At 72.0% G+C, this 14,857-nt stretch carries 12 protein-coding genes and 1 riboswitch; of the genes, 6 read left to right on the forward strand and 6 right to left on the reverse strand.

The window, feature by feature from the left end; all coding sequences use genetic code 11:
* The first annotated feature begins 138 nt into the window (after nt 1-138).
* The 5 genes from E2B92_RS21140 (at nt 139) to E2B92_RS21160 (ending at nt 5,591) form a co-directional block, all read left to right on the forward strand.
* Nucleotides 139-1,593: an HD-GYP domain-containing protein gene (locus E2B92_RS21140; RefSeq protein ID WP_133087641.1), complete on the forward strand. Its 1,455-nt coding sequence runs from the start codon at nt 139-141 to the stop codon at nt 1,591-1,593.
* Nucleotides 1,590-2,882 (forward strand): HD-GYP domain-containing protein, encoded by a 1,293-nt coding sequence (locus E2B92_RS21145; RefSeq protein WP_399430989.1) that lies wholly within the window; start codon nt 1,590-1,592, stop codon nt 2,880-2,882. The genes E2B92_RS21140 and E2B92_RS21145 overlap by 4 nt, the downstream gene beginning before the upstream one ends.
* A gap of 105 nt (nt 2,883-2,987) precedes the next feature.
* Complete coding sequence (locus tag E2B92_RS21150) at nt 2,988-3,968, forward strand: tetratricopeptide repeat protein (protein ID WP_126883765.1); 981 nt, start codon at nt 2,988-2,990, stop codon at nt 3,966-3,968.
* A gap of 99 nt (nt 3,969-4,067) precedes the next feature.
* A complete protein-coding gene (gene def, locus E2B92_RS21155) occupies nt 4,068-4,700 on the forward strand; it encodes a peptide deformylase (RefSeq protein ID WP_126883766.1) in 633 nt (210 codons plus the stop codon).
* A gap of 153 nt (nt 4,701-4,853) precedes the next feature.
* Nucleotides 4,854-5,591, forward strand: coding sequence for a D-Ala-D-Ala carboxypeptidase family metallohydrolase (locus E2B92_RS21160; RefSeq protein WP_126883767.1), 738 nt, complete (start codon nt 4,854-4,856; stop codon nt 5,589-5,591).
* Nucleotides 5,592-5,616: 25 nt separating this feature from the next.
* On the opposite strand, the gene E2B92_RS21165 is transcribed toward E2B92_RS21160, so the two are convergent.
* The 6 genes from E2B92_RS21165 to E2B92_RS21190 all read right to left on the reverse strand — a co-directional run bounded on the left by E2B92_RS21165 (nt 5,617) and on the right by E2B92_RS21190 (nt 13,236).
* Nucleotides 5,617-6,633: a ribonucleotide-diphosphate reductase subunit beta gene (locus tag E2B92_RS21165; protein WP_126883768.1), complete on the reverse strand. Its 1,017-nt coding sequence runs from the start codon at nt 6,631-6,633 to the stop codon at nt 5,617-5,619.
* Entirely contained in the window at nt 6,633-8,993 is a 2,361-nt protein-coding gene (locus E2B92_RS21170; RefSeq protein WP_126883769.1) for a ribonucleoside-diphosphate reductase subunit alpha, read from the reverse strand. Before E2B92_RS21170 ends, E2B92_RS21165 begins: the two co-directional genes overlap by 1 nt.
* Nucleotides 8,994-9,132: 139 nt before the next feature.
* Nucleotides 9,133-9,255: riboswitch (cobalamin riboswitch) on the reverse strand.
* 54 nt (nt 9,256-9,309) lie between these two features.
* Nucleotides 9,310-9,813 (reverse strand): GNAT family N-acetyltransferase, encoded by a 504-nt coding sequence (locus tag E2B92_RS21175; protein ID WP_126883770.1) that lies wholly within the window; start codon nt 9,811-9,813, stop codon nt 9,310-9,312.
* 82 nt (nt 9,814-9,895) lie between these two features.
* On the reverse strand, nt 9,896-10,108 hold the full coding sequence (locus tag E2B92_RS21180; protein WP_126883771.1) for a CstA-like transporter-associated (seleno)protein: 213 nt from the start codon (nt 10,106-10,108) through the stop codon (nt 9,896-9,898).
* Nucleotides 10,109-10,116: 8 nt separating this feature from the next.
* Nucleotides 10,117-12,345, reverse strand: coding sequence for a carbon starvation CstA family protein (locus tag E2B92_RS21185; RefSeq protein WP_126883772.1), 2,229 nt, complete (start codon nt 12,343-12,345; stop codon nt 10,117-10,119).
* 126 nt (nt 12,346-12,471) lie between these two features.
* The gene (locus tag E2B92_RS21190; RefSeq protein ID WP_126883773.1) at nt 12,472-13,236 is read right to left on the reverse strand and encodes a GntR family transcriptional regulator; all 765 of its coding nucleotides are present in this window, start codon (nt 13,234-13,236) and stop codon (nt 12,472-12,474) included.
* 294 nt (nt 13,237-13,530) lie between these two features.
* Between E2B92_RS21190 and E2B92_RS21195 the strand changes: the two genes are divergently transcribed.
* A complete protein-coding gene (locus E2B92_RS21195; protein WP_126883774.1) occupies nt 13,531-14,817 on the forward strand; it encodes an extracellular solute-binding protein in 1,287 nt (428 codons plus the stop codon).
* Nucleotides 14,818-14,857: the final 40 nt, after the last annotated feature.

The following is a 14,857-nucleotide window of genomic DNA, read 5'->3' on the forward strand; positions in this document are numbered from 1 at the left end:
CGGGCCATATGCCTCTCATCACCCGAAGGTGCTAATCGGCTTTGTCCAGCCGCCACGCCGCGGCCAACTCGTTAGCCTGACGGTCCACTTGGCCTTGGCCTTGGCCGACAGGGGACTCGACGGGACTGCGGGGAGACGGTGGTGGGCATTCCGGCAGCGGCGCGCGCGTACATCGCCGGAGCCGTCTCGTGCGCCGTCGTGTGCGCGCTCCCGGCACTCACGCCCGGCGCCCAGACCCCCTGGCGCGCCCTCGCCCTCCTCGCCGCGCTCTACGCCCTGTGCGAGTGGCCCGCCCGCTGCCCCCTCCTCGGCAGGATGCTCGGCTCCGAGTCCGTTCCGGTCGGTGCCGGATCGTTCTTTCCCGTGCTGCTCGCCGCCGCCCTGCTGCTGCCGCCGCCCGCGGCCGCCCTCGCCGCCGTGCCGGGCGCGCTGGTCTCCCGCGTCGAGCGGCGGCCCGCCACGCCGCGCCGGATCTGGCGCGCCGCGCAGCTCGCCCTCGCCACCTGGGCGGCCGCGCACACCTCCGTACTGCTCGGCGGGCCCGCCGGGGTCGCCGCCTGCGCCTTCCCGTCCGTACTGCTGCCGGCCGGCGCCGCCGCGCTCGCCTTCTGCCTGGTGGTCACCGCCCTCGACGGCGGCATCCTGGCCACCGCCGAACGGGTGCCGGTGCGCGCCGCCTGGCGCGGACTGCTGCCCCGCGCACTCGCCCCGCACGCCGTGCACGGACTCGTCGGGCTGATGATGGCCGTGCTGTGGCGCAGCCCGTACGGCTGGCCCGCGGCCCTGTTCGTCATGCTGCCCATGTACGTCTCCTGCTGGATGTACGCCCAGTACCACCGCGAGCACGCCGCCCACCAGGCCACCGTCCGGGCGCTCGTCCAGGCCGTCGACATCAAGGACGCCTACACCCGGGGCCACAGTGAACGGGTCGGTCACGCCTCGGTGCTCATCGCCCGTGAACTGGGCATGGACGAGGCCCGGCTGGACGTGATCCGGTTCGCCGGCATCCTGCACGACGTCGGCAAGCTGGGCGTTCCGACGCGGGTCCTGCGCAAGGACGGGCCGCTGACGCCGGAGGAGCGGCGGGTGATCGAGCTGCACCCCGAGTACGGGCACGAGATCGTGCGCGGCATCGGGTTCCTGGGCGAGGCGCGGGAGGCGATCCTCCACCACCACGAGCGGATGGACGGCAGCGGATACCCCTACGGGCTGAGCGGCGACCGCATCCCGGAGGCAGCGCGGGTGGTCGCCGTCGCGGACGCGTTCGACGCGATGACCTCGACCCGCTCCTACCGCAGGGCCAGGCCCGTGGCGACCGCGGTGGCGGAGCTGGAGCGGTGCGCGGGGCGCCAGTTCGACCCCCGGATGGTCCGCGCCCTGGTCCGCGCGCTCGACCGGCACGGCTGGGGCACACCGGTCACCGCCGACGAGCCCCCCACCGTGGCCGCCCCCGCCCCCGCATCCGGTACCGCCCCCGCCCCCGGGGCCCGGGCGGGTGTGCGCCCCGAGACCCCGGCCCGCCCGCGCGGAAACGTCCCGGCGGGGCGCCGCCCGGCCACCGGCCACGGCCCCGCCCGGGGCGGCGGCCGGTGAGCGCCCGCCCGCCACGGCCGCCGGCGGGCCGCGCGGGAGTGCCGCGCGGGACGGCCGTGCTGCTGCGCACCGCCGCCGCCACCGTCGCGGCGGCCGGGCTCGGCCTGACCCTGTGGCACGGGATCGCCGAGCCGGGGACCGCGCTCGCCTTCGGCCTCCTGATCACGGTCGGCGAACTCGCCCGCTGGGGCGCCCGGCGGGGCGAGAGGGAGCCCGCCCCCCTCGCGGCCGCCGGAGCCCTCGCGTACGCCCTGCTGGGCGAGTCCGCCGGCCGGCCCACCACCCACGGTGTCGCCCAGATCGTCGCCGTCGTCGTCGCGGGCGCCCTGGTCGGCGCCGTACCGAGAATCGCCCGGGGGCAGGGGCCGGCGTGCGACCACGTGACCCGCCGGGTGCTCACGGTCGCCTTCGCCGCCGTCTGCTTCCAGCCCCTGTACAACTCGGGCGAGCTGATCAGGACCGTCGGGCGGGGGCCGGGCTACGCCCTGTTCCTGCTGCTGCTCCTGGTCCTGACCGCCCTGTGCGACGCGGTGCTGGCGGCCCTGCTGGTGCGCGCCCGCACCGGTCACCCCTACGGGCCGCTCCTCCGCGGCGAGCTGCACGCCCTGCTCGGCATCGGCTCCGCCGTGTGCGCCACCGGGGTCGTGATCGCCCTGGCCGTGGCCGTCGCCGGCCTGTGGGCGCTGCCCGTCTTCTGCGTACCGCTGCTGCTCGCCCAGCTCTCCTTCCGCCGGTACGCCGCCGTCCGCGACACGTACCGCCAGACCATCGCCTCCCTGGCGCGTGCCACCGAGATCGCCGGGTACACGTCGCCCGGACACGCCCACCGGGTGGCGGCGCTCAGCCGCGCCGTCGGGCGCGAGCTGGGACTGTCCGGGCCCGATCTGACCGTTCTGGAGTACGCCGCACTGATGCACGACATCGGACAGCTTTCCCTGGTCGATCCCGTACCGGAAGGGGCCACGGTCCGCCTCCCGGAGGCCGAGCAGCGCCGTATCGCCCTGCTCGGCGGCGCCGTGGTGCGCCAGACCGGCGCCCCGGCGGCCGTCGCGGTCGTGGTGGAGCGCCAGGCCGACCCGTACCGCGAGCAGCCGCTGCCGGCGCGCATCGTCCGGGCGGTGAACGCGTACGACGAGCTGTCCCGGGAAGGCGGGGAGCACCCGGACCGGGCGCTGCGCGCGCTGGAGCGGCTGCGACTGGGCACCGCGCGGGACTATCACCCGAAAGTGGTGGAGTCACTCGCCAGAGTCCTCGCGCGCGGCGGCGTCACGGGCCCGGCCCCTGGGTAACCCATGGGTAATGAGCGGGCGTGCGACCCGGCATGGTTGGATGCGAACAAGAGGGTGTCCGGGGGCAGAGACCTTCAGCGACCGGCAGACCGGCAGGCGGGAATCGTGAGGATCTTCGGGAAGGTACGGCATCGGCCCTCCGCCTCGTGGCGGCAGGCCACCGACCGCGCGTTCACGCTGATCGGGGACGGGCGGTACGAGGACGCGGGCGCGTTGCTGACGCGTGCGGCGGACCTGGAGCCCTGGCTCTCGGAGTCCTGGTTCAATCTGGCGCTCCTGCACAAGTTCCGGCACGACTGGGAGCAGGCGCGCACGGCGGGGCTGCGGGCGGTCGCCCTGCTCGACAAGGAGACCGGGGCGCCCGACTGGTGGAACGTCGGGATCGCCGCCACCGCGCTCCAGGACTGGCCGCTGGCCCGCCGCGCCTGGCAGGCGTACGGGCTGAAGGTGCCCGGAGCGGCCGCGGCGGGCGGGGAGCCGACCGGGATGGAGCTGGGCAGCGCCGCCGTACGGCTGTCGCCGGAGGGCGAGGCCGAGGTGGTGTGGGGCCGACGGCTGGACCCGGCCCGGATGGAGGTGCTCTCCATCCCGCTGCCCTCCTCGGGGCGGCGCTGGGGCGAGGTCGTGCTGCACGACGGGGTGCCCAACGGAGAGCGGACGACATCGGCGGGGCACAGCTTCCCCGTGTTCGACGAGATCGAACTGTGGGCACCGTCGCCCGTGCCGACCTGGGTGGTGCTGCTGGAGGCGGCCACCGAGGACGACCGGGACGCCCTGGAGCGGCTGGCGGCCGACGCCGGTTTCGCCGCCGAGGACTGGTCGTCGTCGGTCCGGCTGCTGTGCCGGGCGTGCTCGGAGTCGCGGATGCCCAGCGCCGAGGGCGAGGGCGAGCACCTGGACCCGCACGACCACAGTGAGCCGGGGCATCCGGGTCCGCTGGGTCACCGGTCGCCGGGCGAGCTGTGGGTGCCGGAGCGCGAGTGCGGCATCGCGGCGCCCGCCGGGCTGGTGCGGGGGCTGCTGGACGGCTGGGTGGCGGACAGCCCGGACAGCCGTGAGTGGCGGGATCTCGAGGAAGTCTGCTGACCCCTGTCACCGGCGGCCCGTAGGCTGTACGGGCACAACGCGGCGTGCTGTACGGGCGCGGCGCAGCATCGGGTACCGAGGGAAGGCGCAGAAGCGGACATGGCGCAGCAGGAGACGGCTCAGCAGGTCGACGACGAGGGCTTCATCGTCGACACGGAGGACTGCGAGGAGCGCGAGCGCGCGTACCGCGAGCGCGGCACCTCCCGCCCGATCACGGTGGTCGGCAACCCGGTGCTGCACAAGGAGTGCAAGGACGTCACCGCGTTCGACGACGAGCTGGCGCGGCTCGTGGACGACATGTTCGCCAGCCAGCGGACGGCGGAGGGCGTGGGCCTGGCCGCCAACCAGATCGGTGTCGACCTGAAGGTCTTCGTCTACGACTGCATGGACGACGAGGGCGTCCGGCACGTGGGCGTGGTCTGCAACCCGGTGCTGGAGGAGCTGCCGGTGGAGGGGCGCGTCCTGGACGACTCCAACGAGGGCTGCCTGTCCGTGCCGGGCGCGTACGCCTCGCTGGCGCGGCCCGACTACGCGGTGGTGCGCGGCCAGGACGTCCAGGGCAACCCCATCAGGGTGCGGGGCACCGGGTACTTCGCCCGCTGCCTCCAGCACGAGACGGACCACCTGTACGGGTACCTGTACATCGACCGGCTCTCGAAGCGCGACCGCAAGGACGCGCTGAAGCAGATGGCCGAGGGCACGCCGCGCTACCCGGTCGTCGCGAACGACTGAGCCTCGCGCGGAAGGCCCCGTCCCGGTGACCGGGACGGGGCCTTCGCGTGACCGCCAATGGGCCGACGAATGACGGGTGCCCGTGCGGTGTTGACGCGCGTGGACCTCCCGGCCAGGCTCGTGGGCGGCGTTCCTCTCGGAGATGGAGGCTCGATGCTCGGACGTACCGCACGACTCCTGCTGTCGATTGTCATGCTCATGGCTGCATCGGTGACCGGTGTGGTCGCCACCGCCACCGCCGCGCACGCGGACGGCTGCTACACCTGGTCGCGCACCCTGTCCCAGGGCGCGTCCGGCGCGGACGTGACCCAGCTCCAGATAAGGGTCGCCGGCTACCCCGGCTACGGCGGCGTCCTCGCCGTCGACGGCTCCTACGGCCCGGCGACCACGGCGGCGGTCAAGCGCTTCCAGGCCGCGTACGGCCTCACCGCGGACGGCATCGCCGGGTCCGCCACCTTCAGCAAGCTCTACGCCCTCCAGGACGACGACTGCACACCCGTCCACTTCAGCTACGGCGAACTGAACGACTGCAACACCACCTGGGCCGGCGGGGCGGTGGACGCCGCCACCGCCAAGGCCAACGCGCTGCGCACCATGTGGAAGCTGGAGGCCATGCGCCACGCGCTCGGCGACCAGCCCATCACCGTGACCAGCGGCTTCCGCTCGCACGCCTGCAACGACGCGGTCGGCGGGGCGTCCGGCAGCCGCCACCTGTACGGGGACGCCGCCGACCTGGGTGCGGGCCCGCACTCCCTGTGCAAGCTGGCCCAGCAGGCCCGCAACCACGGCTTCAACGGCATCCTCGGCCCCGGCTACCCCGGGCACGACGACCACACCCACGTCGACCACCGCGCCACCCGCTACTGGTCCGCGCCGAGCTGCGGCATCTGAGGCGGCCCCGGCGAGCGGGGAGGGTTCAGAAGTCCTCGTCGAGGTCGACCGAACCCTCCACCGCCACCTGGTAGGCCGACACCCGGCGCTCGAAGAAGTTCGTCAGCTCCTGCACGCCCTGGAGCTCCATGAACGCGAACGGGTTCTCCGAGCCGTACACCGGGGCGAAGCCCAGGCGCGTCAGGCGCTGGTCGGCCACGCACTCCAGGTACTGGCGCATCGACTCGGTGTTCATGCCCGGCAGGCCGTCACCGCACAGGTCGCGGCCGAACTGCAGCTCCGCCGCCACGGCCTCCTTCAGCATGTCGGTGACCTGCTGCTGGAGCTCGTCGTCGAAGAGGTCCGGCTCCTCCTTGCGGACGGTGTCGACCACCTCGAACGCGAAGTTCATGTGCATCGTCTCGTCCCGGAACACCCAGTTGGTGCCGGTCGCCAGGCCGTGCAGCAGACCGCGCGAGCGGAACCAGTACACGTAGGCGAACGCGCCGTAGAAGAACAGCCCCTCGATGCAGGCGGCGAAGCAGATCAGGTTCAGCAGGAAGCGCCGGCGGTCCGCCTTCGTCTCCAGCCGGTCGATCTTCTCCACGGAGTCCATCCAGCGGAAGCAGAACTGCGCCTTCTCCCGGATGGAGGGGATGTTCTCCACGGCGGCGAACGCGGCCGCGCGGTCCTCGGGGTCGGGCAGGTAGGTGTCCAGCAGCGTCAGATAGAACTGGACGTGCACGGCCTCCTCGAAGAGCTGCCGCGACAGGTACAGCCGCGCCTCGGGGGAGTTGATGTGCTTGTAGAGCGTCAGCACCAGGTTGTTCGCCACGATCGAGTCGCCCGTCGCGAAGAACGCAACCAGCCGCCCGATCAGGTGCTGTTCGCCCGGCGTCAGCTTGGCCAGGTCGGCGACGTCGGAGTGGAGGTCGACCTCCTCCACGGTCCAGGTGTTCTTGATGGCGTCCCGGTAGCGCTCGTAGAAGTCCGGGTAGCGCATCGGGCGCAGGGTCAGCTCGAAGCCCGGGTCGAGGAGGTTCTTTTCGGCGGAAGTGGTCATTACTGGCAGGCCTCGCAGGACTCGGGGTTCTCAAGGGAGCAGGCGACGGCGTCGGGCTCGGACACCTGCTGGACGGGGAGGGCGGGGGCCGCGGACGCGGCGCGGGCGATCCGGGTCGCCGGGCGCGAGCGCAGGTAGTACGTCGTCTTCAGACCCTGCTTCCAGGCGTACGCGTACATCGACGACAGCTTGCCGATGGTCGGCGTCTCCATGAACAGGTTCAGCGACTGCGACTGGTCCAGGAACGGCGTACGGGCCGCCGCCATGTCGATCAGGCCGCGCTGCGGGATCTCCCACGCCGTCCGGTACAGCTCACGCACCTCGGCCGGAATCCAGGTGAAGCCCTGCACCGAGCCGCTGGACTCGCGCAGCGCCTCACGGGTCTGCGCGTCCCACACGCCCAGCCGCTTCAGCTCCTGCACCAGGTAGGAGTTGACCTGGAGGAACTCGCCCGACAGCGTCTCGCGCTTGAACAGGTTCGACACCTGCGGCTCGATGCACTCGTACACGCCCGCGATCGACGCGATCGTCGCGGTCGGCGCGATGGCGAGGAGCAGCGAGTTGCGCAGGCCGACCTCGGCGATCCGGGCGCGCAGCGCCTCCCACCGCTCGGGCCAGTGGAGCTCCACGCCGTAGTGGTCCGGGTGCAGCACCCCGCGCGCCGTGCGGGTCTTCTCCCAGGCGGGCAGCGGGCCGTTGCGCTCGGCGAGGCCGGCGGACGCCTCGTACGCGGCGAGCATGATCCGCTCGGCGATCCGGGTCGACAGGGCACGCGCCGCGGGGGAGTCGAAGGGCAGCCCGAGCTGGAAGAAGACGTCCTGGAGGCCCATCACGCCCAGGCCGACGGGCCGCCACTTGGCGTTGGACCGCCCGGCCTGCTCGGTCGGGTAGAAGTTGATGTCGACGACCCGGTCGAGGAACGTCACGGCCGTGGCGACGGTGTCGTCCAGCCGCTCCCAGTCGATGTCGCCACCGGAGACGAACGCGCCGAGGTTGACCGAACCGAGGTTGCACACGGCCGTCTCGCCGTCGTCCGTGACCTCCAGGATCTCGGTGCACAGGTTGGACGAGTGGACCGTGTGGCCCGGCTCGGCCGTCTGGTTGGCCGTACGGTTCGAGGCGTCCTTGAAGGTCATCCAGCCGTTGCCGGTCTGCGCGAGCGTCCGCATCATCCGCCCGTACAGGTCACGGGCCGGCAGGGTCTTGCGGGCCAGCCCCTTCGCCTCGGCGGCGCGGTAGGCGGCGTCGAACTCCTCGCCCCACAGGTCGACCAGCTCCGGCACGTCGGCCGGCGAGAACAGCGACCACTCGGCGTCGGCGTTCACCCGCCGCATGAACTCGTCCGGGATCCAGTGCGCCAGGTTCAGGTTGTGCGTACGCCGCGCCTCCTCACCCGTGTTGTCGCGCAGCTCCAGGAACTCCTCGATGTCCGCGTGCCACGTCTCCAGGTACACCGCGGCCGCGCCCTTGCGCCGCCCGCCCTGGTTCACGGCCGCCACCGAGGCGTCCAGCGTCTTCAGGAACGGCACGATGCCGTTGGAGTGCCCGTTGGTGCCGCGGATCAGCGAGCCGCGCGCCCGGATGCGGGAGTACGACAGGCCGATGCCGCCCGCGTGCTTCGACAGCCGTGCCACCTGGTGGTAGCGGTCGTAGATGGAGTCCAGCTCGTCCAGCGGCGAGTCCAGCAGGTAGCACGACGACATCTGCGGGTGGCGCGTACCGGAGTTGAACAGGGTGGGGGAGGAGGGCAGGTAGTCCAGCCGGCTCATCAGCCCGTACAGCGCCGCCACCTCGTCCAGCGCCCGGACGGTGTCGTCCTCCGCCAGCCCGGCCGCCACCCGCAGCATGAAGTGCTGCGGCGTCTCGATCACCTTGCGCGTGAGGGGGTGCCGCAGCAGGTAGCGCGAGTACAGCGTGCGCAGCCCGAAGTAGCCGAACCGGTCGTCGGCGGCCGGGTCGATCAGCGCGTCCATCCGGTCGGCGTGGACCTCGACGAACGCGGCCGTACGGTCCGCGATCAGACCCTCCCGGTGCCCCACGGCCACCGACGCCGAGAACGACACCGCCCCCTGGCCCGCCGCCTCCTCCGCGATGGTCCGGGTCAGCAGCCGCGCCGCGAGCCGGGAGTACGCGGGGTCCTCGGCGATCAGCCCGGCGGCCGCCTCGGTGGCGAGCTCGCGCAGCTCCGCCGCGTCCGAACCGGCGTGCCGGCCCCGCAGCGCGGCCGCGGCGACCCGGCCGGGGTCGGTGTCGGGCAGATCGGCGGTGAGGTCGGTCAGGGTCCGCAGCAGCACGGTCCCGGGTCCGTCGCTTCCGTCGCTCTCGACCGCGGAAACCGGATCGGCAGGCGCGATGGTCACGTGGGGGCTCTCCCTCGCTCGGCTCGGGGCCGCCGCGGTCGCGGGCAGGGGAGCGGGCACGCCCGGGCACAGGGGCGCATGGCACCGCGTCCACCGGCCCACTCCGCGAGGCCCGGACGTCTGGGCACCCGGGCCGGACGGTCCGGGCGCGCTGCCGGCAGGTCTTCGGACTCGTACATGCGCGAAGGCACACCAACACACCGTTGCGGGACAGTTCCGGATTTCCACCGGATTCCCCTGCGGCGACAGCGAGGACGAGCATACATGTGGGGGGCGCGAGTTGAACCACCCCCCACATGTTGTGTCGGTCGCGGCGTCAGAGGGGGAGCGCGTACGTGCGGAGGGTCACGCCCGGGACGGGCTGCCAGTCCCTCTCGGGGGTCCGGAGGAACCCCAGCCGCTCATGGAGCCGGTGCGCCGCCCGCATGGACGCCTGCGTGGACAGCACCAGCCTCCGGCACCCCTCCACCGCCCGCGCCCGCTCCACGCACGCCCGTACCAGCGCCTCGCCCGCGCCCCGGCACCGCTCCTCCCGGGCCACCGCCAGCATCCGCAGCTCCGCCTCCCCGGCACGGGACAGCTCCGCCCACGGCCCGCCGCCGTCCGCGACGAACGTCACCCCGCCCAGCACCCGTTCGTCCCGCTCCACGGCCACGAGCACCTCGGCCCCGGCGGCCCGCCGGGCCACGTCCCGCAGCTCGATCAGGTACTCGTCGCTCTCGCCGAAGGCCAGGAGCCCGTCCCCGAGGTACGCCTGGGCCGTGATGCCGGCGAGCGTGCCGTGTTCCTCGGGCCGTACCGCCCTGATGGTGATGTCCATGGTCCGAGTGTGGGGCGGTACGGCGACGGGCCGCCGCATTTCCGTCCCCGGAAGTGCGGCGGCCCGTCGTGCGGTCACCCGCTCAGCAGCAGCGGAACCCGTCGCGGGGGTCCGCCTCCCGCGCCTCGGTGCGCCGGCGCTCGAACTCGCGCCGGGTCATCACCACGGCGTCCGGGTCGCACCGCCGGGCGTGGGCGACGTACGCGTCGTACGCGGCCTCGCCGGACACCTCCCGGACGTACCAGCGCACCCACCTGACGGCCCGTCGCAGCTTGCCGCCCGGCCGTGCGGTCACCGCGGCGCTCACCGGGAGCCGGTCCCGGCCGGCACCTCGTCGCCGCTGCCGCCCTCCTTGCGGATGCCGCCCTCGGGGCCGACCCCGGCCGCGACCAGTTCCGCCTTCTCCTCCGCCGTGGGGAACAGCCCGGCCGGGGCGACGAGCCTGGACGGGGTGTACGGGACCTCGGAGAGCTTCACACCGGCCGGATCGGCGACGGCCTTGAAGCAGACCCGGCCAGCGTCGGCGATCACCACGATGATGAGCAGGGCGAAAAGGGCGGACAGGACGCCGTCGACCGTGGAGTTGGTGACGACGGTGTGCATGTCGTCCATCGACTTGGCGGGCGGCAGCACCTGCCCGGAGTCGATGCCCGCCTGGTACTTGTCCCGCTGGGCGAAGAAGCCCACCCGGGGGTCGTCGGAGAAGATCTTCTGCCAGCTCGCGGTGAGCGTGACCGCCACGTCCCAGGCGAGCGGCACGGCCGTCACCCACGCCCACTTCAGGCGGCCCGACTTGACCAGCAGGGTGGTGCAGACGGCCAGGGCGACCGCGGCCAGGAGCTGGTTGGCGATGCCGAACAGCGGGAAGAGCTGGTTGATGCCGCCCAGCGGGTCGTGCACGCCCACCCACAGGAAGTAGCCCCAGCCGCCGACGACGACCGCGCTGGCGAACCAGACGCCCGGCTTCCAGCTCACCTGCTTGAAGGGCTTGTAGACGTTGCCGAGCGTGTCCTGGAGCATGAAGCGGCCCACGCGGGTGCCGGCGTCCAGCGTCGTCAGGATGAACAACGCCTCGAACATGATGGCGAAGTGGTACCAGAACGCCTTCATGGTGGCGCCGCCGAACACCGCCGAGAAGATCTCCGACATACCGAGCGCGAAGGTCGGAGCCCCGCCGGTGCGGGACAGCAGCGACGCCTCCTCGACGTCCGCCGCGGCCTGCGCGAGCTGGTCGGGGGAGATGGTGAAGCCGAAGTTGGAGACGGCTTCGGCGGCCGACTGCACGGTCGTGCCCACCACGCCGGCGGGGGAGTTGACCGCGAAGAAGAGGCCGGGGTCGATGATGCAGGCCGCGATCATCGCCATCACGGCGACGAACGACTCGGTCAGCATGGACCCGTACCCGATCATCCGGATCTGGGTCTCCTTCTGGACCATCTTCGGGGTGGTGCCCGAGGAGACCAGGGAGTGGAAGCCGGACAGGGCGCCGCACGCGATGGTGATGAAGACGAACGGGAACATCGAGCCGGCGAAGACCGGACCGTCGCCGCGGCCGGCGAAGTCGGTGACCGCGGGCATCTTGAGGGTCGGCAGGGCGAGGAAGACACCAGCGGCGAGCAGCGCGATCGTGCCGACCTTCATGAAGGTCGACAGGTAGTCGCGCGGGGCGAGCAGCAGCCAGACCGGCAGGACCGAGGCGAGGAAGCCGTACACGACCATCCAGACGACCAGGGTGCCCGGCTCCAGGGTGAAGGTGTCGGCGAGGGACGACTCGGCGACCCAGCCGCCCGCGACGATGGCCAGCAGCAGCAGGGCGACGCCGATGACCGACACCTCGGTGACCCGGCCGGGCCGCAGCACCCGCAGGTAGACGCCCATGAAGAGGGCGATCGGGATGGTCATGCCGATGGAGAACACGCCCCAGGGCGAGTGCGCCAGGGCGTTGACGATGACCAGCGCCAGCACGGCCAGCAGAATGATCATGATGGCGAAGACCGCGATCAGCGCGGCCGCCCCGCCGAAGGGCCCGATCTCGTCCCGGGCCATCTGGCCGAGCGAACGGCCGTCGCGGCGGGTGGAGAAGAACAGCGTCACCATGTCCTGGACGGCACCGGCGAAGATCACGCCGACGATGATCCAGATGGTGCCCGGCAGGTAGCCCATCTGCGCGGCGAGGACCGGTCCCACCAGCGGGCCCGCGCCGGCGACCGCCGCGAAGTGGTGGCCGAACAGCACCCGGCGGTCGGTGGGGTGGAAGTCGACACCGTTGTCGAGCCGCTCGGCGGGGGTGGCGCGGGTCTTGTCGACCTTGAGCACCCGGTTCGCGATGAAGCGGGAGTAGAAGCGGTAGGCGATGGCGTACGAGCCGAGCGCCGCCGCGAGCATCCAGGCGGCCGAGATCTCCTCGCCGCGCGAGAGCGCGAGCACGGCCCAGCCGGCCGCCCCCGCGAGGGCCACCAGCGACCAGATGACGATGGACCGCGGAGTGAGGCCCGTCCGTGGAGAGTTGGGTGGTGCCGACGGCTCTGGCATGGTGCACGTCCCCTCACTGATCACCTGTAATGGGCAGGCAATCTAGGGGAGGGTTTCGCGCAGCGTCACCCCCCGTCCGCATATCGGTACGGCAACGCTTTGCGCTCGACCCGGGTGCTCGCGCCCTCAGCCGTTCGGCCGCTTGAGCCTCGCCACGAACTTGTAGCGGTCGCCGCGGTACACCGAGCGGACCCACTCGACCGGTTCGCCGTTCCCGTCCAGCGAGTGGCGGGAGAGCATCAGCATCGGCAGGCCCACGTCCGTACCGAGCAGGCCCGCCTCCCTGGGCGTGGCCAGCGAGGTCTCGATCGTCTCCTCCGCCTCGGCGAGGTGGACGTCGTACACCTCCGCCAGCGCCGTGTACAGCGAGGTGTACTTCACCAGCGACCGCCGCAGCGCCGGGAAGCGCTTGGCGGACAGGTGCGTGGTCTCGATGGCCATCGGCTCGCCGCTGGCCAGGCGGAGCCGCTCGATGCGCAGCACCCGCCCGCCCGGCGAGATGTCGAGCAGCCCGGCGAGGGTGTCGTCGGCCGTCACGTACCCGATGTCCAGGAGCTGCGAGGTGGGCTCCAGGCCCTGGGCGCGCATGTCCTCGGTGTACGAGGTGAGCTGGAGCGCCTGCGAGACCTTGGGCTTGGCGACGAACGTGCCCTTGCCCTGGATGCGCTCCAGGCGGCCCTCGACCACCAGCTCCTGGAGGGCCTGGCGCACGGTCGTGCGCGAGGTGTCGAACTCGGCGGCGAGCGTGCGCTCCGGCGGTACCGGCGTGCCCGGGGGCATGGTCTCCGTCATGTCCAGCAGGTGCCGCTTGAGCCGGTAGTACTTGGGCACGCGCGCGGTGCGGGTGGCGCTCCCGCCCTCGGTCTCGGTGCCGCCCCCATCCGTGGTCATGACCCGCCTTCCCGACTCCTGTGCTGCTGCCGTCACCGGCTCCTCCGTCCCTTGCGGCTCACATGGTGGCACGGACCGGTCACGGGTCGTCGCCCTCCCTCAGGTGTCGGTCCGGTAACGGACCCGACTGCCCTTCTTATACACCCTTGACACCCCTAAAGGTCTAGGCCAAGCTCCGGGTTACTGGTCTAAACCATTAACGATCAGGTCCCAGTCCCACGGGCAGCACGGGCAGTACACCGGTATGGCTTCGCGGTGGGGGCAGGGTTTGCAGGCATCCCTGAGGAGGGTGGCGTGAAGCGCAAGCTCATCGCGGCGATAGGCGTCGCGGGCATGATGGTCGGCATTGCCGCGTGTGGCTCGGACGACGGCAAGGGGGGCGGCACCGACGCCGGTGGCAACAAGACCCTGACCGTCTGGGTGATGGACGGCTCGGCTCCCGACGCGTGGATCAAGAACGTCAACAAGGAGTTCGAGGCCAAGCACAAGGGCGTCAAGGTCAAGGTCGAGATCCAGCAGTGGAACGGCATCCAGGAGAAGGTCACCACGGCCCTCTCCGAGGACGCCCCGCCGGACGTCCTGGAGCTCGGCAACACCCAGACCGCCGGCTACGCCGCGACGGGCGGCCTCGCCGACCTGACCGAGGACAAGGCCAAGCTCGGTGCCGAAGGCTGGAACAAGGGCATGCTCGCCTCCAACGAGCTGGACGGGAAGCTCTACTCCGCCCCCTGGTACGCCGCCAACCGCGTCGTCGTCTACGACAAGGCCGCCTTCAAGAAGGCCGGGGTGACCCCGCCGAAGACCCGCGCCGAGTGGATCGAGGGCCTGAAGAAGCTCAAGGCGTCCGACCCCAAGTCGCAGCCCATCTACCTGCCCGGCCAGAGCTGGTACGTCTACGCGGGCTTCGTGTGGGACGAGGGCGGCGACCTGGCCGTCAAGGACGGCGACAAGTGGAAGGGCAGCCTGTCCTCCCCCGAGGCCGTGGCCGCCATGAACTTCTACAAGGAGCTGCAGTCGTACTCGACCGCTCCGAAGGACAAGGACGAGGCGACCCCGCAGCAGTCCACCGACATCGTCCCCAAGGGCGGCGTCGCGTCCTGGATCGGCCTCGGCTGGGAGGCCGGCGGCGCGATCGACGCGATGAAGAAGGCAGGCAAGACCGCCGACTTCGGCTACTTCCCGATCCCCGGCAAGACGGCCGACAAGCCCGGCTCGGTCTTCTTCGGCGGCTCGAACCTCGCGGTGTCCGAGCGCTCGCAGAACAAGGACCTGGCCAAGGAGTGGCTGGCCCTGGCGGCCGGCAAGGAGCACATGGCCAAGTACGCCGAGGCCACCCAGGGCGCGCTGCTGCCGAACAACGACGCGGCGCAGTTCAAGCCCGCCGCCGGTTCGTTCGCCGAGGCGATGGCCCAGGCCGCGTCCGTCGGCAAGATCACCCCGGTGACCCCGGGCTGGGCGAACGTCGAGACCGCCCCGAACCCCATCAAGGACTACATGACCAAGGTCCTGAAGGGTGAGGACGCCAAGAAGGCCGGCGAGGCGGCCGACAAGGTGATCACCGAGCGCGTCAACCAGCAGTAGCCGCGTCGCCGCGGGCCGCCCCAGGGGTGCGGTCCGCGGC

Source organism: Streptomyces sp. WAC05374 (genome assembly GCF_004353505.1).
Lineage (GTDB): Bacteria > Actinomycetota > Actinomycetes > Streptomycetales > Streptomycetaceae > Streptomyces.

Excerpts from the sequence above, each read along its gene's own strand:
- def (WP_126883766.1), top strand. The coding sequence starts at position 4,068 with ATGGCGCAGCAGGAGACGGCTCAGCAGGTCGACGACGAGGGCTTCATC.
- E2B92_RS21160 (WP_126883767.1), top strand. The coding sequence starts at position 4,854 with ATGCTCGGACGTACCGCACGACTCCTGCTGTCGATTGTCATGCTCATG.
- E2B92_RS21165 (WP_126883768.1), bottom strand. The coding sequence starts at position 6,633 with ATGACCACTTCCGCCGAAAAGAACCTCCTCGACCCGGGCTTCGAGCTG.
- E2B92_RS21185 (WP_126883772.1), bottom strand. The coding sequence starts at position 12,345 with ATGCCAGAGCCGTCGGCACCACCCAACTCTCCACGGACGGGCCTCACT.
- E2B92_RS21175 (WP_126883770.1), bottom strand. The coding sequence starts at position 9,813 with ATGGACATCACCATCAGGGCGGTACGGCCCGAGGAACACGGCACGCTC.
- E2B92_RS21190 (WP_126883773.1), bottom strand. The coding sequence starts at position 13,236 with ATGACCACGGATGGGGGCGGCACCGAGACCGAGGGCGGGAGCGCCACC.